Origin of the sequence: Ammoniphilus sp. YIM 78166 (assembly GCF_004522215.1) — a bacterium.
Taxonomy (GTDB): Bacteria; Bacillota; Bacilli; order Aneurinibacillales; family RAOX-1; genus YIM-78166.
On sequence record NZ_SDLR01000013.1, the window covers coordinates 1 to 21,668 of the forward strand.

A 21,668-nucleotide genomic window follows, 5' to 3' on the forward strand; every position below is an offset into this window, starting at 1 on the left:
TCCTATTGTCCATTTACCAGGGTCTTGACCACAGGCACTTTATGAAGTTGTTAATCATGATTTTATTTTTAGCTCTAGCTTATTTGCCTACACAGGCTAACACTGACACCCATACCCACTCCAACACGAACGCCTCTCAACACCTGGTAGCTCTGGGGGATTCGCTCACTGTGGGTTACGAGCCTGGTGGGGCACCATACTACGGTATTATTGATCGGTTATATGAACAAGCTTTATACCGTGGGAGAGCGGAGTTTCATAACTTTGGGATTAATGGGTTAACCAGTGGGGGATTGAGAGAGCTCCTTCAGTCGGTTTCGATAGGAGGCGAGGCACCTCGAAACATCAGACAGGTAGGGGTAGGAGCAACTCCCACACCCGAGGCTTTTCAACAAGCTTTAAAAACGGCCAACATCATTACGATAACCATCGGGGGAAATGATTTCATTCGTCTTCCTTTAGAGATTCAGGGGAAAACAGACAAGCTAGCCGGTGAAGTAATTGATGCTAGAATACAAGAGTATGAAGAAAATTTAGAGTCTGTTTTGCAGATGCTTTATGATATCAATCCGGGTGCTGCCATCTATGTAGCCGATCAGTATCAGCCCTATCCGCCTGTGGATGTTCAACTGTATCGGAAGCTGGGCGAGGCAACAGAGAGATTTACCCAGACGCTGGACCAACTCGTGAAAACCAGGCAGGAAAAGGGGCACAACGTTTATCCTGTTTACGTAGCTCAGCCTTTTGTGGGGAAGGAAATAAGCCTGACCCATATTACTCGATTAGACATTCATCCCAACCAAGCGGGCTATGGAAAAATGGCGGAAGCTTTTGGGATGGCCATCTGGGGGGAGCTTTACCCTGCTCCTTTGAAAGCAGAAAATAAACCACTCTCCATCCTGGTTAAAGGGAAAGAGGTGGATTCGCCGCATAAGCCCATTTTAATAGAAGGAAGGACCTTTATCCCGCTCCGTGAATATACGGAGGCGCTGGGGGCAGAGGTGGAGTGGGATCCGCAGACGAAGTCGGCCATCGTGAAATACCAGAGTCGGGTGGTTGGATTTCAGATAGGCTGGGATCAAGCGAAAGTAGGGAATGTAACGGTCCCTCTAACGGGAGCCGTTCGCAACCATCATGGGAAGACCTATGTACCGCTTCGTGCGATGGCGGAGGGCTTAGGATTTGATGTTCAGTATGTGGAAAGGTCGAAGATCGTGTTTATCAATCCGTAAAGGAGTCTTGTTCCTGCAAGGGACAGGGCTCTTTTTGGCGTTTGGAGGGATGTGGTAGAATGAGGGGAAAGGGGGTAGAGCCGAGATGTAATAATGTAAAAGAGTCGAGGGTCAAGTAATCTATGAATCTGCTATAATTCCATAGCCGAAAGGAGCATCCCCACCTATGGGAAGAAACCGAAGAGTCTGGCAGCCAGGAGTTGCCTATCATGTGACATTTAGAGGAAATCAAAGAGCGAACTTGTATAGGGATGATCATGATTATGAAGTGTTTTTGCAATTACTGAACCTCACGAATAACAAGTACCCCTACAATCTCTACGCGTTTTGCCTCATGCCGAACCACTATCATCTCTTACTCTCCACGGATGACACTTCGCTATCTAAAGTAATGGCCCGTATTAACAAAGGCTTTGCAAACTACTTTAACACCCGTTATGGAGTTACAGGTCACGTGTTTGAAAAACGTTTTTACAGCAACCCCGTCACCGAGGGCTATGGACTGGCCTATGTCAGCCGTTATATCCACAATAACCCCGTTACAGCGAATCTCACGACAGATCCCGCTCACTATCCTTGGAGCAGCTATCCTCAATACCTCTCCGCTGAAGAAAGAAAAAACTCCATTTGTCCGGTAAAGATCGCCCGCATCCTTAGCGCTTACAAAGGGAAAGCAGTAGAAAAAAGACAGCAATATCAACGGTTTATGGAATCGACAATTTTCGGGGGGTGACAGGCACGCTATCAGGTCCTGCTCATCAAGGTATGGGAGCTAAAGCAGAAGGAGTTGGTTGCGGGTGCTGGTCTCACGTTTAAGGACGCTGAGCACATCTCAACCTGGGCTGTGAATGCGGTCCGATTAGCTACTCAGTTAGGATTGATGAGAGGGATGAGCAACGAGCGGTTCTCACCTCGAAGCTCCGCCACTCGTGCACAGGCTGCGGCTGTCGTCTTGAGGGCGATGGAGCAGTTGGGGATGATTGGCGAGTAAAAAAAGAAAACACCCGAGGTTTTCCACTCATGGAAACTCGGGTGTTTTTTTGTTGAGATGTTGGATAAACCTACCGCCCCACGATGTGTGTCCAGTCTGTTGCGAGTCCAGAGATGGAACGGACGAATTGGTAGTTTCCGTTGGCGTCAATCCGGGCAGTCGCCCCAAGACCGTTGACGTGGTTGTAGAAAAATACTCCACCGCTGGCTGTTCCGGCGATGCGGCTCCAGCCTATTGATAATCCGGGGATGGAACGCACAAACCGGTAGTTTCCGCTGCCGTCGAGGAGGGCAGTCGCGCCAAGCCCGGTTATGCCGTTGTAGAAGAGGAGGCTACCCTGGTTGGCAGCCACGATCTGTGTCCAACCTGTTGCGAATCCAGGGATGGTACGGACGAACTGGTAGTTTCCGCTGGCATCAAGCCGAGCGGTTGCGCCAAGGCCAGTCGCGTAGTTATAGAAGAGTAGGCCACCCCTGGGAGTTCCGGTGATGAGGAACCAGTGTCTGGCGAATCCTGAGATATTGCTGACGTGCGTATAGTTCCCGTTGGCGTCAATCCGAGCAGTCATGCCAGTGCCAGTTGAGGAGTTGTAAAAGAGAAGACTGCCCGCGTTGGCGGCCGCGATGTGAGTCCAGCCTACTCCTAATTGGAGGCTCCATGGGTAATGCTCAAAATTTCCGTTGGTATCCAGTCGCCCCAGCGCAGCACGGCCGGTCGGGGCGTGGTAGAACAATACGCCACCGTTGGCAGTTACGATGACGCGGGTCCAGCCGGATGCTAATCCGGTGACGTTACGGACGAATTGGTAGTTTCCGTTGGCATCAAGCCGGGCGGTTGCTCCGGCGCCGGTATTTCTATTGTAAAAGAGGAGAGCACCGGACTGTTGCCGGAGACGACGTTTCGTTTCGTTCGTCTGCCTCCTCACTTCACGTACAAACATATAATCGGATGTTAGGGGAACTCCGTAGTTGAGTTCTTTAGGTTTGGTATACGACCTGGGATAGTGTGGTATTTCATTTGATGGTGCTTTATGTTGATTTGATTTACCTTTCAAGTTTTCTCCTCCCGGCATTTGATGTCGATCATATTTAATTTATGGGTAACCGTGTAATAGGCGACAAATGAAAGGAAAAATCCGTGATTGCCTATACGAAGGTGACTGTCACTCCCCGAATTTTGTCAATGGGAGGCAAGCAGCAAGCAGGGGGGATCCTATTTTTCTTTTTAGGTTATGAAGTGAGGAAACGAAACAAGGAGCTGCCTCCAAAGCCCACATAAAGTGTGCCTGGGGTTCAGCTCCTTTTGATAAACAGAACTCAAGGATAACGAAGTTGCAAGATTAATGCTGCAACTTGCAAGAATTCAAGTAAAACTTGCAAGATTATATCTGAAACTTGCAAGATTATCATGAAGGGAGTTAGAGTGAAATGAATACCAATAAGCCGAACTTCCCTTTTAGAGGTTCGGCTTAAGTTATTCTATCTTGCACGGCATCGACAAAATCCGGGGAGTGACAGGCACTCTCTTTATGCTACCCCTTTGTCTATCCACCTTCGGACTTTTGCTGGAAGGAAGTTGGTGTCTTCGCTGTTCATTCCGCCTTTCCGGAGCAGCAAGCCTAGGTAGAGGGGGAATCCGAAGCCAGCGGTGATGATGCCCATGAGTCCGTAGCGGAGGACGGGTGGCCAGGCGGGTGTGATCCAGGCTTCGAGTCCGAGGTAGAGGAACCATACGGAGCCGACTAAGGCAAGGGATGCCCAGAGGAATCCTTTCCAGCGTTGGGCGAGGATTTCTAAGGGTACGAGTGCTTGAATGGCTCGAAGGTTGAGCCAAAGGATGATCACGAAGCTTACGGTGGTTGCCAGGATGATACCGTAGATCCCTAACCACGGTGCGAGAGCGAGGTTCAGGATGGCTTTGACCAGAATGGCGGCGAACACATGCCACATAGGGCGGGTGGTTTTGCCTAGTCCCTGCAGGATGGCCATGGAGGTCATCATCAACATTTGAAACACGCTCCCTAGGCAGAGGGCTGCGATGACCCAAGAGCCGTCGAGGTTGCCGAAGAAAAACCCGTTTACGGCAAAAGCGGCTGCTGTTAAATATAAGGCTACGGGTGCACCGGTTAGCAAGGTGAGCCGGAGGGAGACGGAGCTCATTTGGCTGACCTGCTTGAGGTTCCCGTTTGAATAAGCGGAGGCGACGGCAGGAAGCACCGCGGAGCTCAGGGCAATCGCCAGGATCGGCGGGATGGCCGCCAGAGCTTGGGCCCGCCCGGTGAGAATGCCCAGCATGCTTTTGGCCTCGCTAAATCCCATCGCAGGCTTCAGCAACGGAATGACCGTCGATGAATCAATAAAATAAAGAAACGGAATCGCCGTGGAGGCTAGGCTAATGGGAATTGCGGTTGTAAGCAGTTTGCGGTAAATCTGGCCCCGAGGCAGCGGTTGGTGGGTCTTTTGCGCGCTTCGTTCTTCCTCTCGTTTGGCTTTGGTACGATACGTATAATAAATCATCACCGCCATGGCTCCGATACTCCCCGCCACCGCTCCGAAGGAAGCGCCGGCCACCGCCGCCTCCCGGGAGTAACCGGTGGACAGCAAGTAGAGGGGGAGAAGGACCGCCACGCCCACGCGGAGGATTTGTTCCGAGATTTGCGACATGCCGGTTGGGGACATGAATTGCAGCCCTTGAAAATACCCTCTCATGATGGAGATGAGGGGAAAGAGCAGCAGCGCGGGTGCGATCGCACGAATGGCGAGAATCGATTCCGGATCATGGCTGATATAGATGGCGTAAAAGGGAGCGGCCGCATAGAGCAGCAGGGCTGCCGCCACTCCGGCTAGGACTGAAAACAGGCGCGAGGCCCGGTAGGTCTGTTGAGCTTCATGGAATTGACCCAACGCATGGTATTCCGCAATCTGCTTGCTTAAGGCACTGGGAATACCTACGGTGGCGATAATGAGCAGGATGCCGTAAATGTTATAAGCGATGCCGTAGGTCGCCATCCCTTCATCCCCGAGAATGCGCTGCAGCGGAATCCGCTGGGCGACACCGAGGACTCGCGTCAGGAGGGCGGCTGCGGTCAGAATGAGCGTGCCACGTATGAGGGCGTTCTTGGACATGGTTGGAGTTCCCTCGTCTTTCCTTCGTAAGAATGAGTTCGGATATCTTGAATCGAAATGGATTTATTATAGCATAACCCCGGCTACTTACAAGATAGACCCCTAGGCCCCTTTTGTTTTTTGGGGTTGGGACTTATGTTACAATGGGGTCATCGACAAAATTCGGGGAGTGACAGGCACTCAATGAAAAGACTAGTTATCCTTCTGGCTGTGTTGGTTGGAGGGTTTGTGTATGTGGCGAAGGGTGAGTATGGGAAGTATGTGTATTGGCGGGATCATACGGTGGTTTCGTTGCAAGAGGTCGAGGGGTTGCCGGATTTTCAGATGCTGTTGCTGAATCCGGATATGAGTTTGAAGGAGCAGAAGGATCGGAGGGTGCAGGAGGACAAGCCGCAGTTGGAGCGGGAGGTAAAGGTGTGGAAGGCGAGGCGGGGAGAGGTTCAGTTGGGGGAGCTTTATTATGAGGGGATGCGTTTTAAGAATACGGGGGACTATTATTATTTTCTCCGCTATGAGCCCGTGACGGACTATACGCAGCCGTTGAGGCTGCAAGCCTCGATTGCGTCGACGGCGAGTGAAGTGAACAAGCGTCATCTTGTGTACCCGCCGGTGCCGGAGCCGCTTTCTCCTTTTTCCATTGGGAACAGTACGTGGACGGAGGCGACTCCTTTAGCGAATGAAGGCGAGCTTCCGAAGCAGGGGCTGTATCTGGATGGGGAGGATTTCAGTTTTCACCTGAATTACGTTCATCTTTACGAGCCGCTGGGCAACGGGGTGCGCAAGGAGTGGTATGAGGAAGCCGGTCCGATTCATTATAAGTCGACGGATACGGCGAAGCTTTTGACCCTTGAACTTCCGCACGTGGAGGGAAAACAAGTGGAGCAGTGGGGTGTGTTCGGACGCGAAGGCCAATTCCACTGGGAAGACGAGGGGCAAGAGGAGCTGAAGACACGGGCCAATCTAGATCGGATCCGCAAGTGGACGCAAGGCGGTGTGCAGTATATCCCGGACCCTTCGTACGTCCCGTATGAGGAGTGGAGCTATTGGGTGGTGCCCGCGCAGCATGTGGGGTCGAAGTTTTTGCTTTATGGGACGGATCGTTTTTCGGAAAACTTTGCCCGGATGTCGTTAGAAGGCGCGCTTCACACGCAGAATGAAGAAGGCTTCTGGAACAGCGAGCCGAAGTCGTCCTGGCTTTACCAGGATTATGGGATTGATGCAGGCTTTTATGATACGAGATTTAGCACGGATGCCGCGCTGTTTCTTTTGGATGGTTATCGAAAGTTCGGGGACCCCAGCTATCTGCAAGCTGCGGAGAAGTATGCGGCGTTCTTCTTGGATTTTGCTGAAACCCATCATGACAAAACCCGAAACAACGGTTATCTGGTCTATGACTATCGACAAGGGGTGGATCCGGGGGAGCCGATTAAAACGCATGTTTCCCTGAACCACTTGGTTGCCGAGATGAATTTTCTTTATGAGCTGTACCTCGATACGCAGAAGGAAGCCTACGCCGTGATGGCGGAGCGGCTTCTCACCGCTGTCCACGATACGAGAGACCATTGGGTGAAGCAGGAGAACGGGGATTTGTGGTATGCGTATATGCCGGATGGTAGCTACGGGATGCAGGATTATGTCCATCTGACGCTAAAGGACCTGCGCTACAGCCAAGAGTTATTTAATCGACTAAATAAAAATTCGGATCCGGATTTTCAATATTTGATCGATGTGAAGGAACGTTTTCTGACGAGTATCGGTCAGCCGCTGTATGATTGGGAGGATTTGATGTTTCGGAGGAAGGAGTAGGGGGGGCTGCGGCCTGCTTACAGTTGGTGTGGAACAAGCCGGGTTCATGGTACCCGGCTTGTCTTACGATCTAGTAAATACTAAGCATTAGTTCGGTTGCAAATCCTTTATTTCCCAATCCCTCTTTAACTTTTCGCAACATGGCCCTACCTGCTTGTTCACTGTAGGATCTACAAGAAGTGTTTGATTACGAAAATAGGCCACTTTGGTAACTTTACCAAAGTGGCCTTCTTGCTTGGAAGCAGTCAAAGCCGTGAACGAAAACTAGATGGAACATCTTCAGTTCCAATGGAAACGATGCATTTCCTAAAAAACATCCGCCTAATCGGCAAGTTAAATGAGTAAAAACCTAATGATATATCAAATGTTCGCAATTGGCATAATACTTGCATTTTAAGTTTTGCGCAATGAATATATCATGACTTCCAACAAATTTGTTATCCAACGTTGCATTTGCTGGAAGCGCTTAACCAATTTTACTAAGAAAGGTTGATGGGCTTGAAGAATTCAATTCGTATTTTTGGCATGATTTTCTTAATTCTCACGTTAGCGCTTACCGCTTGTTCCCAGCAGTCCGAGCCGGCTGCGACGAAGGAGGGCGGCGGTCAGGCTACTCCAGATGCATCGGTGAATCCGTCCGCTTTAAAAATTGCTACCTTGTCACAGGGAAGCTCCTGGTATGTGTACGGGGCAACCATGGCTGAGATGTTTCGGGAGCATGTGGAGGGAATCAAGTCTGTAGACGTTCTGCCTTATTCGGGGGGACTTGGGAACGTCAAAATTGTTTCGCAAGGAGAAGCGGAGCTGGGCCTCACCTTTAGTGTAAACAATCGCTGGGCAGCTGATGGAAATGTGGCGTACGAGGAAAAAGTGGATAACATCCGTGCGCTTGTCGGAGGGTTGGACGACTACTATGTAGGGATCATTATGACCAACGATTTTATTAAGAAGCACAACGTGACTTCTCTCGCGGATATTAAGGAGAAGAAATTGCCCGTCCGGCTGTTGACCATTAACGTGGGAAGCCAGGGAGAGTTTGCCGCACGCCAGGTTTTTGAGGCGTATGGCCTCACCTATGATGATTTGAAATCCTTCGGCGGTTCGGTGAATCATACTTCTTTTGAAGTCGTAAAATCTTCGATTAAAGATAACAAGGCGGACATGTTTATCCAAGTTATGACCAAGGGGCATCCTTCCTTTACGGAAATTGCGCTTCAGTCTCCCGTTACGTTTATGTCCATCGAGGATGAGAACGCAGAGAAGCTGAAAAAGTACGGAAACCTTCGGGCTGTGCTGCCGGCCAATGTATATGCAGGGCAAACTCAGGAAGTCCAAACCATTGGTTTCCAAACCTCACTTGTGGCCAATGCGAGTCTTTCCGAAGAGCTAGCCTACCAGATTACCAAAACCCTGGTAGAGAAGAAAGACCAGTTGATTGCTGGACATAATGCGCTATCCGCTTTTGATCCGGAAAAGGGGATTCAACCCGATGTCTATGGCGGCATTGAGCTTCACCCGGGAGCGGCGAAATACTATAAGGAAAAAGGTTGGCTGAAATAATAGGCAAAAGCTCTAGATGCAAGGGAAGTTGTCCTTTCATCTAGAGCCATATTTTTGGATGAGGAGGAGCAACGATGTGGTCAAAATTTAAGTCCGTATCTGCCATTTTAGCGATTATCTGGGCGATGTTCCACATGTACACGGCTGTAAGCGGACCGATGCCAGCAACGGTGCAGCGAGCAATCCATGTGGCCTTTGCTTTATCTTTAGCCTTCTCCTTATTTCCCATCGGGGGGAATGGAAAGGGCTTCTTTAAACTCGCAAATGCGATAACGGTCACGCTACCTCTGATCATTGGTGGCTATGTCGTCTATCATGCGGAGCGCCTGAATTCGAGGATTTGGTTTGTCGATAAGGTGGAAGGTCTGGATCTGTGGCTGGGCATCGCGTTTATTCTTCTGGTTCTCGAGGCGTCGAGAAGAACGGTGGGAAAGGTCATGACGATCCTCGCACTGGTCTTCATAGCCTACGGATTCGCAGGATCTTACTTTGATGGATTGCTTCAGCATCGAGGGCTGAATGTTCAGCATCTGGTGGACTTGCAATTCCTATCGCCAGACGGCATCTTTGGTGTTCCGATCGGGGTGGCGGCGGAATATGTGTTTTATTTTGTTTTGTTTGGCGCCTTTCTAGAGGTGTCGGGAGGCGGGAAGCTATTTATTGACATCGCCTACCGAATAACTCGCCGGGGAAAAGGGGGCCCTGCCAAAGCGGCTATTGTTTCCAGCGGGCTCATGGGAAGCATCAGCGGAAGTGCGGTGGCCAATGTTGTCAGTACCGGGATCTTCACCATTCCCTTGATGAAACGGGCGGGCTACTCCGCGAAGGATGCTGCAGCTATTGAAGCGTTGGCTTCCACCGGCGGGCAGCTGATGCCGCCGATCATGGGAGCGGCCGCCTTCATCATGGCCGAAATGCTCGGCGTTCCGTACGTGGAGATTATGCTTGCTGCCTTGATTCCCTCCCTGCTTTATTACTTATCGATTTATATTATCGTTCACATTAAAGCGGCGAAAGAACAACTGGTTAGCGCAAACGAGCTAGAGGAAGAAAAAATAGAGATTTTAAAGAGGGTTCATCTGCTCCTGCCTTTAACCGTCCTTGTCGCCATGATTTTCATGGGCTATTCTCTTTTCACTGCCGCCTTTTGGGGAATTCTCAGCATCATTGCCTTTAGTTTCTTGAGGAAGGAAACCTTCATGACGCCGGAAAAGATCCTGACGGCTATGGTGAGCGGCTCGAAGCAAGCGATCCAAGTGACCATTCCGTGTGCCATTGCAGGAATCGTGGTGGGGATTATCAGCTTTTCGGGGCTGGGGCTTAAATTTACAAGCATCATTGTTCAATGGTCGCTGGGCAATCTGGTTCTGGCTTTGATCCTGGTTGCTTTGGGCTGCATCATCATGGGCATGGGGATGCCTACCACCTCTGCCTATATCATGGGCTCGATTCTTTTGGCGCCAGCGCTCGAAAACTTCGGCATCCATCCGATTGCCGCTCATATGTTCATCTTGTACTTTGCCGTGCTGTCTATGATTACCCCTCCGATCGCCTTGGCTGCGTATAGCGCCGCCGGAATATCCGGATCGGACATGAATGAAACGGGGATGAGAGCCTTCCTGCTAAGTACCGGTGCCTTTTTGATCCCGTTTGCTTTTGTATTGAATCCCTCCCTGCTCCTGATCGGCGAGGTGAAGGATATCATCTGGATGACGGTGTCGACCACCATGGGAATTGCGGCCTTATCGTATTGTGTCGTGGGATATATGCAAACGGACATCCACTGGGGGATTCGCATTGTGCTGCTGATCTCCTCGGTCATGATGATTATTCCGGAAAGCATTTCCGATGTGTTAGGATTTGTTCTCCTAATTTTTGTATTTCTGATCCAAAGGTTAAAGGCTCGTAAGGTCTTAGACAGTAATATCTCTGTATAACAAGAAACCAACGCTGGGCTACATGCCTGGCGTTTTATTTTGTAAGCAGGATCGAGGCAGAAACATGGAAACGCTTTACTTCCGATGGAAACCAAGTGGTTCCGTTTTTCTTTATAACGTTGCTGAAAGAACAAAGAACGAATTGGCATGGATCTTGCTTCTAATACCAGTTAAAGCGATTACATTGATAAAAAGGGGGATATTTATGAAAAAATTTAAGAAATCTTTTGCTCTTCTCCTTTCCGCATCCTTGCTATTACTCTCTGCTTGCGGATCTCAGTCATCAGGCACTGGCACAAGTGCCAATCCTCCTGCTGCAGGAACAACGGAGGAGGCCAAGCCGGTCACCTTGAGACTCGGTCACGTGACGCAAACGTCCCATCCCTATCATTTAGCGGCTGAGGATTTTGCTAAACGAGTGAATGAGAAATCGGGAGGAACGATCAAAGTGGAAATCTTCCCCGCACGCCAGATTGGGGGAGACCGCGATATGCTGGAGATGATCCAGAATGGATCACTGGAAATGGGCTTCATCACGAATGCGGTATTCAGTGGATTTACTCCCGTCATGGATGGGGTTCAGCTTCCGTTCTTGATCAACAGCTATGAAGTGTTCCAAAAAGCGAAAGACAGTGAACCAGCGTTAAAAATGCTGGCCAGCCTAGAAAGCCTAGGACTGAAAGGGTTAGCGATCAACGAAAGCGGAATGCGGCATATCGGAAGCAACAAAGCTCCGGTGAAAACGCCTCAAGACTTAAAGGGCGTCAAAATTCGAGTGGCGGAAAGCCCATTAATGCTTGATATCTTTAATACATTGGGAGCAAGTCCAACGCCAATGCCTTACGGGGAAATTTATAGCAGCTTACAGACAGGCGTTATTGATGCGCACGAGGCGAACTTGCCAGCTTATATTGACGAAAAATTCGATGAAGTGACGAAACACATTAGCTTATCCGGTCATTTCCCTTGGCCGAATATTAATGTCGTGAACCTCAATACCTTCAATTCCATGTCTCCGGACCAGCAAAAAGCGATGCAAGAGGCAGCCAAGGAAACGTCTGATTGGATCGTTCAGCAGCTGATCGAGGTCGATAAGAAGTCCCTTGAGGGCTTGAAAGCCAAAGGAGCACAAGTCGATGAGCAAATCGATGTGGATGCATTTGTAGAGGCGGTTCAGCCCGTCTATGAGAAGTACGCGCAAAAAGATCCTTTGATCAAAGAGTTTATCGAGGCCGTAGAAAAAATCAAAAATCCATAACAGGCAGGAGGGGTTATCCATGTTAGTCCAATTAGATCAAGCGAAAAATTTTATTGACGGTCAATGGCGAAGCGCGTTATCGGAAGCAACGATGGAATCTTTCAATCCGGCTACAGGGGAAGTCATTGGACTTTCCCCGAAGTCCGGCGTAGAGGATATGAAGATAGCAATTGCCGCTGCACGAACAGCGTTTGAAAGCAGTGATTGGAAATCCAATTCCACTCGCCGCTCTGATGCGCTGATGCAATGGGCACAAAAATTGATAGACCGAAAAGAGGAGCTCGCGCGCCTGCTGACACGCGAAAACGGAAAGTCCATCCGCGAATCCCGGATCGAGCTATCCGCTTGTATCGATACGCTCAAGTATTATGCAGGAATGGCAAGAAGTGTATTCGGCCGCTCCATTAATTTATCGGCTACATCCTATGGCATTATTGACAAAGATCCGATAGGGGTTGTGGCCATTATCTCCCCTTGGAACTGGCCGGCCATGCTTATGATCCGGGAGATCGCTCCTGCTCTGGCGGCTGGCAATACGGTGATCTTAAAGCCAGCTAGCCGCACTCCTTTAATCAGTGTAGCCTTAGTGAGTCTCATAGATGGGGTGAAGGAGTTTCCTCCAGGTACGGTCAATATTGTCACCGGTCCAGGGGCGCTAATCGGCAATGAATTAGCCTTGAACGGGGATGTCGATGCGATTAGCTTTACCGGGGATACCAGCACAGGGAAAACGCTCATGAAGCAAGCGGCGGAAAAAGTAAAGAAGCTGGCGCTCGAGCTCGGCGGCAAATCGCCTAACATTCTCTTTGCCGATGCGAATCTAGCAAAGGCCATACCGATTTTGGCTAAATCGATTTTCATCACAGCTGGGCAAATGTGCTTTGCCGGATCCCGAGTGATTGTACATGAGTCGATCCATCAGCAGGTGGTGGAGGGTTTGAAGATAGAGGCCGAAAAGCTGAAAGTGGGCAACGGAATCGATGAGGACACGGATATGGGGCCTGTAATTTCTGAATCCCAGCTGCAGAGCGTGCTTCAATATTGTGAGATCGGGAAGCAGGAGGCCAAGCTCATCACGGGCGGGAAGAGGTTGACGGGTGGAATCTATGATCAAGGCTATTTCTTGGAGCCTACCATTTTTGATGAAGTGCCGCTCGAATCCCGTTTGGCTCAAGATGAGATTTTTGGCCCTGTGCTGGCCATCCAAGTTTTTAAGGATGAAGAGGAAGCGATTGCGTTAGCGAATGGAACGATATTCGGGTTGGCTGCAGGCGTATGGACCCAGGATGTGAGCCGAGCGATGCGGGTGGCGAAGAAGGTGCAAGCCGGAACGGTCTGGATCAACTCCTACAACAAGAACTACCCGCAAACGGAGTTTGGCGGTTATAAGGAGAGCGGATTGGGGCGCACTCGAGGGATCGAGGGGCTGATGGAATATACGGAGACGAAGCATATCAACATTGAATTTGACGAATAGGAGAGAGGAGGGTTTACCTTGCATTCTGGCTTTCAATTTCACCTTCCGACCAAGATTATCTTTGGTTTTGGAAAAACGCAAGAACTCGGGCAGCTGCCTTTTGGAATGAAGAGGGCCTTTCTGGTTACGGACAGAGGGGTCATGCAAGCCGGTATTTTGGAGCAAGTGACAAAGGTTCTTTCCGAACATGGCATATCTTTTACCATTTACGATGAAGTAGAGCCTGATCCTAGCGTGGAGACGATCGATTTTGCCGCGAAGGCCTATATCGACTCGGATTGCGATGCCATCATTGCGGTTGGCGGAGGCAGCCCGATTGATGCGGCGAAGGGGATTCGAGCTGTGGCCAGCAATGGGGGGAGCATCCGGGATTATGCCGGAGTGAACCTGTTGAAAAAGCCATCGTCCATCCCTTTTGTCGCCATCCCCACCACGTCCGGAACCGGGAGCGAAGTGACTATTTTTGCTGTGTTTTCGGATTGGCAGGAGAAAAGGAAAGTCACGGTGACGAGTCCCTATCTCGCGCCCGATATCAGTATTGTGGATCCAAAGCTAACCTTATCGGCCCCAGCCGGCATCACAGCCGCTTCTGGGATGGATGCGTTTGCCCATGCGGCTGAAACGTTCGTTTCTCGCATTTCGCAACCCGCCAGTGATGCGCTCGCTTTATCCGCGATGCGGACAGCGGTGCAATATCTTCGCCGAGCGGTCTACAACGGGGAAGACCAGGAGGCTCGAATCAAAATGGCCGAGGCTAGCTTATTGGCAGGAATGGCTTTTAACCAATCCTACTTAGGGTTGACGCATGCGATAGGCAGCGCCCTCAGCGGTCATGCCCATGTCAGCCATGGGGTGGCGATTGCGCTGCTGTTGCCGAGTGTCATGGACTATAATTTGGTGTCCGCCGTAGAAAAGTATGCTGAAATCGCTGCCGTTTTCCGTCCGGCAGATCCCACAAAATCTACGATGGAAATCGCCAAACAAGGCGTGCAGGATTTGACCCAGCTTCGCGATGATCTGGGGCTTCCCACAACTCTGCGCGAAGTGGGGGTAAAGGAAGAACAGATCCCACTCATCGCCGAAGATACGCTAAAAAGCGGCATGTGGAAATTCAATCCGCGTAAAGCTTCTCCTGAACACGTGCAAGCGCTGCTGAAGACGATCTACTAACAACGGGAAAGGAGCAAGTATATGTCTATACATTATTATTCAGAGGGAACTGGGGAAGCGATTTTGTTTCTTCATAGCCTGGGAACAAGCGGGGAAGTTTGGGAAGAGCAATTTCGCCAGTTTAAGCAAGATTACCAAGTGATTGCGCTCGATTTCAACGGGCATGGGCAATCTGGTGCCAGCCTTCCTTTCACGATTGAAGAGGCAGCGAGAGATGCTTTGAGAGTCCTCGATCAAGTTGGGGTGGCAAAGGCTCATATCGTCGGGATCTCCATGGGAGGCCATGTCGCAATGGAGATGGTGAAGCAAGCGCCTGAACGCATCCATTCGATGGTTTTAGCGGATACGTGGGCCTATATGGAGCCGGCCATACGAGAAGAGCGAACCAAGCTTCGGATGGGACGGTTAAGGGAAATCGGAATGGAGGAGTTTTCCGGAGAGTTGGCTAAAAATTCCTTAGCTGCTTGTGCGACGACTGTGCAGGTGAATCGTTTAGATTCAATCATCCAATGTACGGCCGAAACCTATGAAAGTGCATGGGGAGCCGTTCATGGGGTGGATTCTCGAGAAATTTTGCCTACCATTCAAGTACCGGTGACGGTGCTTGTAGGCGATGAGGATAAAAGCACGCCGCTTCCCTATGCGCAGGAAATCGCCGGTGCCATCCCAGGCTCCGTCCTGGAAGTGGTTCCTAACGGCGGCCATTTGTCGCATATCACCAATCCGGAATTCTTTAACACTCAAATCATGCAGACGATCAAAGGGGGAAAAGCAGATGCCGTTAATCTTGGTTAGTATGAAGGAGGGTCGCAGCGAGGAGGAAAAGCTCAAGATCATGGAAGGACTGACGAATGAGTTCGTGCGCATTACGTCGATGAGTCCTGAAAAGGTGAGCGTCATTATCGAAGAAGTGAAGCCAGGCAATTGGAGCAAAGCAGGGAAGCTGATTTAACGAAAAGAATACCGCTTATCCACGGTGATGGATGGGCGGTGTTTTTTTGTCGGGATGGGGTGAAAGGGAGTCAGGATGATCGGATTGGCCAAGGCAAAAAAATTGAGAAGGAGTCCGAATGCAGGGGTGATTCGGACAGCACCAAGTCCAAAAACCGAAAGGAAGTCCGAATGCAAGCCACATTCGGACTGGGCAAGAACTAAAAATCGAAAGCCGGTTGAATGGGCTGTTAAGAAATCCTAAACCGTCTGCAATTCCCCAAGAATATCCTTCAACCGCTTTTCAAACATTTTTTGGATCCGTTCTTTCCCGTTTAATTCCGCTGGAGGTTGAATTTCACGGCCTCTGACGATGAGGGGCTGGTCGTAGCGCACCAGGATTTGTGGCAAGAATTCCTCGTGAAGCTCGAGAATGCGCTTCGCGTACTTCGCGTCACGGGCAAAATTTTTCATCATGCGGAGTCCGTACCCTACATGACGCCCCTCATCCCGCTTGATTTGCTTGAAGCCTTCCTGAAGGCCAGGAAACAGCCCGTATTGGCCGTAAGCGGCTTCAAAAACCTCGTATCCTACCATCGCTTGGACGCCTTCGATCATTCCTTGGTAATGGACGATGCCTTCGATCATCACCATGGTTCGTTCATCCTCGTCTTTATCTAGGGCAGCAATCAGTTGTTTGGCTCTTTGATCAAGGCTTTCGTGGACGACATTCAAGACTTTGGTTTCTCTCCCGCACTGCAGGACTTCCTCAAAATAGCGTTGGAAGAACTCAGTGTGCTTAAATTCTTCGACGAGCTGAGTGCTTAAATAAGCCTGTTGGGAAACAGTGGGTGCAATCATGATCCAGGGACAGAACTGCAGGGCTACATTTTCTTCAGCATTCCAAAATCCGGTGCAAAAATGAATGAGATAATCGCGCTTATTGGCATCTAGCTTTTCAAAATCGATCCGATCCTGGGAAAGGTCAATTTCTTGCGGATCCCATGTGCCATACTTGATGGCCATCCGATAAAGCTTATGGCCGAGCTCCTCTGCGGTAGCATTCAATTCTACTTTAAGGTCCTGGATGGTCTCCAAATCCTGGTCTAACTGCTCATAATCTCTCATATGAAAAATCCCCCTCTTGGTATCATGTTCTTCTCGTATAGGGTTAATTGCAAGGGTTATGCCAATGAGCAAATGCTGTAATATCAATAGTCTAGAGAGGATAGGTGAAGCTAGTGGAACGACACTCGTTCCATCTGTCACCACTGCCGTTCCACATGGAATTTTGTTATAATTCTAAAAGTATCACTTCCTAATTAAATCAACTGTCACCTTTGACATCATAACTTGGCATCATTCTTGCTTGTGGTATGAAAGCGTAAGCAAAAAATATATGAGGAGGGTTACGAGTGAGTGCCAAAAAGGAAAGAATAATTGAAACAGGTCCAGGCATCATGTCCGGGCTTCGGGATTTGCCCAAGCACCTAAACACCAAATCTGTCACAGCGGGAACCCTGGCTGCGATCTTTGGTTGTACAGGACCTGCCCTGATTGTCATGGGGGCGGCGGAGAAGGGGGGATTTACACCTGAACAGACGATTTCTTGGCTATTTTCCATTTACTTTTTCGGTGGCCTGTTTAGTATCATTATGGCGTTAAGGTTTAAGACTCCCATTAATGGCGCGTATTCCATCCCTGGGGCTGTTCTCATGGCGACCGCTCTTCTTACCTTTAATATCCATGAAGCGTCCGGGGCCTATATGATGGCAGGGATCCTGGTGTTCATCTTGGGGATATCGGGTACGATCGGGAAAATCATGAAATGGATTCCTTTGCCGATCATCATGGGAATGATTGCGGGAGCGATGTTTCGATTCGCGCTGGGTATCGTCGACTCCATTCAGGCCGCTCCCTTTATCGCGGGAGCAACGGTGATTTCGTTCTTGATCTTTTACCGTTTGTGGAAGCGGTTTCCGCCTATTCTTGGGGCTTTAGGCGTAGGCGTGCTCGTAGCTTGGACCACAGGGCAAATCCAGGTTCAAACCATGGAGATTGGTTTGGCTCTTCCTCAATTTGTGGCCCCCGTATTCACCCTGGATGCCTTCTTATCGATTGCGCTTCCCCTGGCCGTCCTCGTCATTGGGGCAGAAAATGCCCAAGCGACAGGCGTATTGATCTCCCAAGGGTATAAAGCGCCTGTCAATTACATGACTACGATTTCGGGGATCGGGGGGATGGTCACATCGCTGTTTGGAGGCCACAATGCCAACATCGCAGGTCCGATGACCGCCCTTTGTTCATCTGAATTGGCAGGAGACAAGAAAGAGGGGCGCTACGCGGCAACTGTCGTGGATGGCGTTCTGTTTACCGGATTCGGGTTGATCGCGGGGATTGCGGTGCCAGTGCTTCTGGCTCTGCCCCGAACGCTGATTTCAACCGTTGCGGGTCTTGCGATGCTGGCGGTATTAATTTCGGTTTTCCAAGGAGCTTTCTCAGGGAAGAAGTTTCAGTTTGGCGCATTTTCCGCGTTTGTCGTGGCTATGTCCGGGATTACCATCTTTAAGATCAGCGCGCCATTCTGGGCGTTGATCATCGGAGTCGCAGTCTCCTACATCGTGGAACAAAACCATTTCAGTTTGAAAAAGGCGGATGCACCTCTGGAGAATGAAGATAAAATCGTGGTGAATCATTAAGGAAATGAAGAGGGTGTCCCTAAAGGCTGGTAAGAACGGCTACTGGGGTACCCTTTTTCTGTAGGATTGACCATGAGGTGGAATGGTAGCGCATCCATTCCGGTGGAAACTATGGGTTTCCAGTTTGTTAGCCAGGTTAAACGTAGATGAAGCTCCATCGCTGGCATGATCCTTGCTTTGATAATATTGAAAGCGCAAACAGAAATGGGGGATAAAGTTTGAAAACCGTAACAAGTTGGGCGTATAGCGCTTCGAAAGCATTGATTACTATCTTTGGCATCGTGATGACGGTTGTGATCATCGCCCAGGTGTTTTGCCGGACCTTTTTGGGCTTTTCTATCTATTGGGCCGAAGAGCTGGCTCGCTATTTACTGGTCTGGATTACTTTCCTGGGTGCCAGCATGGCTTTTCGCAATGCCGATCTTGCCTCGTTTGATTTGGTTCAGAAAAAGCTCAAACCGGAGTGGCAATGGATCTATCGGCTCTTCATCGAGGCTTCCGTGCTGTTTTTTGTGGCGGTTGCCTTCTACTACGGGATCAAGCAGACCTTTTCCCCGAGCATCATGAATCAGGTATCGCCTGCATTAAGGCTTCCGATGAGCGTCAATTATATGGCGGTTCCCGCCGGGTTTGGACTGATGCTGATCTACGGACTATCCTCAATCATCACGCTCTTTCTTAATCAGCGGAAAAAGGAAGAGGTAGAAAGCTATCAAGTGGGAGTAGCAAAGGAGGCAAAATAGTGGCAGTAACGATTATCTCTCTATTCTTTGGGTTTCTGGTCGCCGGCATTCCGATCGCCATGGTACTGGGCTTAACCAGCGTCGTATATATCCTGATCTCAGGGAACTTCGCTTTCTTGATGAATGTTCCGCAGCGGATGTTCATCGCTGCCGATAATTTTAGCCTGATGGCCATTCCGCTGTTTATTTTGGCAGGGGAGTTGATGAATAGCGGGGGGATCACGAAGAGACTGACCGACTTCTCCCGCTCCTTGATCGGTCACCTCCGCGGCGGACTGGCCTACGTGAATATTCTGGTGTCCATGTTCCTGTCGGCGATCATCGGATCCGCCAATGCCGTGGCTGCGATCCAGAGCACTTCGATGGTTCCGGAAATGAAGAAAGACAAGTATGATGAGGACTATTCAGCTGCGGTGACAGCCGCCTCCTCGATTATGGGCCCCATTATTCCGCCTAGCATGGTGTTTATCGTCTATGGAGTTTCGGCCAGCGCCTCCATAGGAGCCCTCTTTATTGCAGGGATTATTCCGGGGCTTCTGTTGTTTTTAGCCTTTATGGTGATTGCCTATTTTTATGCCAGGAAGAAAAACTTCCCGACGAAAGAAAGAGTCCCCCTGAGCGGGATCCTCCAAAGCACGCTAAAGGCAATCCCCTGTCTGATCATCCCGATTGTGATCGTGGGAGGAATCGTATCGGGAAGCTTTACTCCTACGGAAGCTGGGGCGATAGGAAGCTTTATTGCTTTTGTAGTGGGAATGTTCGTTTACCGGGAGCTGAAATGGGTCGATTTGCCTGGAATCTTTACAAGAATGGGCCTCGTCACCGCTTCCATTATGATTATTGTCGCTACGGCTAATATTTTTGGCTGGACGCTAGCGATTGAAAGAATTCCGCAAATGATTGCGGAAGGAATTCTGAACATCTCTACCAATCCGCTAGTTGTGCTTTTGATCATTAATATCCTGCTATTGATCGTCGGCTGTTTTCTGGAGCCTTTTGCAGCGATTATTATTTTGGTGCCGGTGCTGCTTCCGGTCATCACCCAGTTAGGGATCGATCCCGTCCATTTTGGCGTGATTGTGACGCTGAATCTCGTGATCGGCTTAATTACCCCGCCCGTCGGGATTGTCTTGTTCGTCATTTCGGGGATTACCAAAGTTCCGCTGTCCAATCTTAGCCGGTCCGTCCTTCCTTTTATCGGGGCCGCTATCGTGGTCCTATTGATCGTCACCTATTGGCCTGACCTGATCCTGTACCTGCCGGATAAATTCTTTAGATAATGTTCGACTTGGAGCTGTATGAGGCCATAGTGGATAACCTGTATGACGGAATCACGGTGACGGATAGCCAAGGAGAAATCCTTTTGGTGAACCAAGCCTTGGAAAAACTGAGCGGAATCCCCAGAACCTCTTATGTTGGCAGGAATATTCGCGATATTATTCGGAGCGGCATCTTTCAAAAACCGTCCGTAACCCTCAGGGCCCTCACGGAAAAGAAAAACATTACTGATTTTCAGCAGTATCAGAACGGGATCACGGTGCTGGTTACGGCGGTACCGTTGTTTGACTCCCAGCAAAACTTAGTACGGATCCTGGCTAATATCCATGATATTACGGAATTGATGATTACGAAAAGCAAATTGGACGAAACGGAAAAGTTGTCTGCCAAGTATTTTTCTGAGTTGGTAGGCCTTCGCAAGCACTATCAAAAAAGGGGGATTATAACGGCAAGCGATCAGATGCATGACATGCTTGAGCTGATTGCCAGGGTGGCGCCCACCGATTCCACCATCTTGCTCTTGGGGGAATCCGGGGTTGGAAAAGAAGTGTTGGCCAGGGAAGTCCATGAAAATAGCAAGCGAAGCGAATCCGGGGCTTTTATCAAAGTGAATTGCGGAGCGATTCCGGCTGATCTGCTGGAGTCTGAATTTTTCGGCTATGCGCCGGGCGCGTTTACGGGAGCAAGAAAAGAAGGCAAGCCCGGCTTGTTTGAATTAGCCGATCAAGGAACGCTTTTTTTGGATGAAGTGGGAGAACTGCCGCTGCCCCTTCAGGTGAAATTGCTGAGAGTTTTACAGGAGCAGCAATTTACCCGAGTGGGTGGAACGGATCTGATTGAAGTCAATACGCGCATCGTCGCAGCAACCAATCGGAATTTGGAGGCGATGGTAGCCAAGGGTGAATTTAGGGAGGATTTATATTACCGATTGCATGTTATTCCGATCCATATTCCTCCTTTAAGAGAGCGAAGGGAGGATATCCCGCTTCTCATCGGTCATTTCCTTCGCGTGTTCAGTGAAAAGTACAACATTCGCAAGTCGATTTCCCCTGAAGCGCTCGAGCATGCCGAGCGCTATCACTGGCCCGGAAACATTCGGGAGCTCTCGAATGTCGTGGAACGGCTTGTGCTAACGACCAAAGAGGACTGCATGGAGAAAGAGGACTTGCCTTTCATCAAAGCGAGCCCATCATCTGGTGTCTCCCCGTTCCTTGATCTGGACGGAGGGAACTTGTTTGAAGCCATGGAGAAAAAGCTCATTCTTTCCATCCTTGAAAGCGAAGGAAGCATCCGCCGTGCTGCCAAGAAGCTAGGGGTATCGCATACGACACTTATCCGGAAAATGACGAAGCATGAGCTCAGAAATTGAACCTCAAAAACCAACGGGTCTGACCCCCACGTTGTGGGAGTCGGCCCCTTCGTCGTTTGGTGGAAATGCGTTCTTTCCGCTGGAACTCCATGG

At 49.9% G+C, this 21,668-nt stretch carries 19 protein-coding genes; 16 read left to right on the plus strand and 3 right to left on the minus strand.

Annotated elements, in window-relative coordinates; all coding sequences use genetic code 11:
- From EIZ58_RS30160 to EIZ58_RS30170, 3 genes are all read left to right on the plus strand, one after another.
- The coding region (locus EIZ58_RS30160; RefSeq protein ID WP_205672417.1) for a stalk domain-containing protein at window positions 1-1,232 on the plus strand (1,232 nt) is incomplete at its 5' end.
- A 166-nt stretch (window positions 1,233-1,398) separates the two neighbouring features.
- Window positions 1,399-1,965, plus strand: a complete 567-nt coding sequence (locus EIZ58_RS30165) for an REP-associated tyrosine transposase (RefSeq protein ID WP_134704705.1) — start codon at window positions 1,399-1,401, stop codon at window positions 1,963-1,965.
- Between the two features lie 54 nt (window positions 1,966-2,019).
- On the plus strand, window positions 2,020-2,223 hold the full coding sequence (locus tag EIZ58_RS30170; protein WP_167578052.1) for an S-layer homology domain-containing protein: 204 nt from the start codon (window positions 2,020-2,022) through the stop codon (window positions 2,221-2,223).
- A gap of 70 nt (window positions 2,224-2,293) precedes the next feature.
- Here EIZ58_RS30170 and EIZ58_RS30175 read toward each other — a convergent pair whose 3' ends face one another.
- Window positions 2,294-3,277, minus strand: a complete 984-nt coding sequence (locus EIZ58_RS30175; protein WP_134704707.1) for a hypothetical protein — start codon at window positions 3,275-3,277, stop codon at window positions 2,294-2,296.
- Between the two features lie 472 nt (window positions 3,278-3,749).
- Entirely contained in the window at window positions 3,750-5,348 is a 1,599-nt protein-coding gene (locus tag EIZ58_RS30180; protein WP_134704708.1) for a putative polysaccharide biosynthesis protein, read from the minus strand.
- A gap of 183 nt (window positions 5,349-5,531) precedes the next feature.
- Here EIZ58_RS30180 and EIZ58_RS30185 point away from each other — a divergent pair, with 183 nt between their 5' ends.
- From EIZ58_RS30185 to EIZ58_RS33965, 9 genes are all read left to right on the plus strand, one after another.
- Complete coding sequence (locus tag EIZ58_RS30185; RefSeq protein ID WP_134704709.1) at window positions 5,532-7,154, plus strand: hypothetical protein; 1,623 nt, start codon at window positions 5,532-5,534, stop codon at window positions 7,152-7,154.
- Between the two features lie 498 nt (window positions 7,155-7,652).
- Entirely contained in the window at window positions 7,653-8,714 is a 1,062-nt protein-coding gene (locus tag EIZ58_RS30190; protein WP_167578053.1) for a TAXI family TRAP transporter solute-binding subunit, read from the plus strand.
- Between the two features lie 74 nt (window positions 8,715-8,788).
- Window positions 8,789-10,651: a TRAP transporter permease gene (locus EIZ58_RS30195; RefSeq protein WP_134704711.1), complete on the plus strand. Its 1,863-nt coding sequence runs from the start codon at window positions 8,789-8,791 to the stop codon at window positions 10,649-10,651.
- A gap of 205 nt (window positions 10,652-10,856) precedes the next feature.
- Window positions 10,857-11,909, plus strand: coding sequence for a TRAP transporter substrate-binding protein (locus tag EIZ58_RS30200; RefSeq protein WP_134704712.1), 1,053 nt, complete (start codon window positions 10,857-10,859; stop codon window positions 11,907-11,909).
- A gap of 19 nt (window positions 11,910-11,928) precedes the next feature.
- The gene (locus EIZ58_RS30205; RefSeq protein WP_134704713.1) at window positions 11,929-13,386 is read left to right on the plus strand and encodes an aldehyde dehydrogenase family protein; all 1,458 of its coding nucleotides are present in this window, start codon (window positions 11,929-11,931) and stop codon (window positions 13,384-13,386) included.
- Between the two features lie 18 nt (window positions 13,387-13,404).
- Window positions 13,405-14,556 carry an iron-containing alcohol dehydrogenase gene (locus EIZ58_RS30210; protein ID WP_134704714.1) on the plus strand — a complete coding sequence of 384 codons (1,152 nt, stop codon included), beginning with the start codon at window positions 13,405-13,407 and terminating at the stop codon, window positions 14,554-14,556.
- A gap of 21 nt (window positions 14,557-14,577) precedes the next feature.
- Entirely contained in the window at window positions 14,578-15,351 is a 774-nt protein-coding gene (locus EIZ58_RS30215; protein WP_134704715.1) for an alpha/beta fold hydrolase, read from the plus strand.
- Window positions 15,332-15,508 carry a tautomerase family protein gene (locus tag EIZ58_RS33960; RefSeq protein WP_167578054.1) on the plus strand — a complete coding sequence of 59 codons (177 nt, stop codon included), beginning with the start codon at window positions 15,332-15,334 and terminating at the stop codon, window positions 15,506-15,508. Before EIZ58_RS30215 ends, EIZ58_RS33960 begins: the two co-directional genes overlap by 20 nt.
- Window positions 15,481-15,711, plus strand: coding sequence for a hypothetical protein (locus EIZ58_RS33965; RefSeq protein WP_167578055.1), 231 nt, complete (start codon window positions 15,481-15,483; stop codon window positions 15,709-15,711). The genes EIZ58_RS33960 and EIZ58_RS33965 overlap by 28 nt, the downstream gene beginning before the upstream one ends.
- A gap of 36 nt (window positions 15,712-15,747) precedes the next feature.
- On the opposite strand, the gene EIZ58_RS30225 is transcribed toward EIZ58_RS33965, so the two are convergent.
- Window positions 15,748-16,614 (minus strand): R2-like ligand-binding oxidase, encoded by an 867-nt coding sequence (locus EIZ58_RS30225; protein ID WP_134704717.1) that lies wholly within the window; start codon window positions 16,612-16,614, stop codon window positions 15,748-15,750.
- 287 nt (window positions 16,615-16,901) lie between these two features.
- On the opposite strand from EIZ58_RS30225, the gene EIZ58_RS30230 reads away from it, so the two are divergent.
- The 4 genes from EIZ58_RS30230 (at window position 16,902) to EIZ58_RS30245 (ending at window position 21,575) form a co-directional block, all read left to right on the plus strand.
- The gene (locus tag EIZ58_RS30230) at window positions 16,902-18,185 is read left to right on the plus strand and encodes a benzoate/H(+) symporter BenE family transporter (RefSeq protein WP_205672419.1); all 1,284 of its coding nucleotides are present in this window, start codon (window positions 16,902-16,904) and stop codon (window positions 18,183-18,185) included.
- A gap of 218 nt (window positions 18,186-18,403) precedes the next feature.
- Window positions 18,404-18,928, plus strand: a complete 525-nt coding sequence (locus EIZ58_RS30235; protein ID WP_134704718.1) for a TRAP transporter small permease — start codon at window positions 18,404-18,406, stop codon at window positions 18,926-18,928.
- Entirely contained in the window at window positions 18,928-20,208 is a 1,281-nt protein-coding gene (locus EIZ58_RS30240) for a TRAP transporter large permease (RefSeq protein ID WP_134704719.1), read from the plus strand. The genes EIZ58_RS30235 and EIZ58_RS30240 overlap by 1 nt, the downstream gene beginning before the upstream one ends.
- Before the next feature lie 8 nt (window positions 20,209-20,216).
- Window positions 20,217-21,575 carry a sigma-54 interaction domain-containing protein gene (locus tag EIZ58_RS30245; RefSeq protein WP_167578056.1) on the plus strand — a complete coding sequence of 453 codons (1,359 nt, stop codon included), beginning with the start codon at window positions 20,217-20,219 and terminating at the stop codon, window positions 21,573-21,575.
- Window positions 21,576-21,668 lie beyond the last annotated feature (93 nt).

Bases quoted from the DNA above. Each gene is read 5' to 3' on its own strand.
- EIZ58_RS30180 (WP_134704708.1), bottom strand. From the start codon at position 5,348: ATGTCCAAGAACGCCCTCATACGTGGCACGCTCATTCTGACCGCAGCC.
- EIZ58_RS30225 (WP_134704717.1), bottom strand. From the start codon at position 16,614: ATGAGAGATTATGAGCAGTTAGACCAGGATTTGGAGACCATCCAGGAC.
- EIZ58_RS30185 (WP_134704709.1), top strand. From the start codon at position 5,532: ATGAAAAGACTAGTTATCCTTCTGGCTGTGTTGGTTGGAGGGTTTGTG.
- EIZ58_RS30195 (WP_134704711.1), top strand. From the start codon at position 8,789: ATGTGGTCAAAATTTAAGTCCGTATCTGCCATTTTAGCGATTATCTGG.
- EIZ58_RS30165 (WP_134704705.1), top strand. From the start codon at position 1,399: ATGGGAAGAAACCGAAGAGTCTGGCAGCCAGGAGTTGCCTATCATGTG.
- EIZ58_RS30200 (WP_134704712.1), top strand. From the start codon at position 10,857: ATGAAAAAATTTAAGAAATCTTTTGCTCTTCTCCTTTCCGCATCCTTG.
- EIZ58_RS30215 (WP_134704715.1), top strand. From the start codon at position 14,578: ATGTCTATACATTATTATTCAGAGGGAACTGGGGAAGCGATTTTGTTT.
- EIZ58_RS30205 (WP_134704713.1), top strand. From the start codon at position 11,929: ATGTTAGTCCAATTAGATCAAGCGAAAAATTTTATTGACGGTCAATGG.
- EIZ58_RS33960 (WP_167578054.1), top strand. From the start codon at position 15,332: ATGCCGTTAATCTTGGTTAGTATGAAGGAGGGTCGCAGCGAGGAGGAA.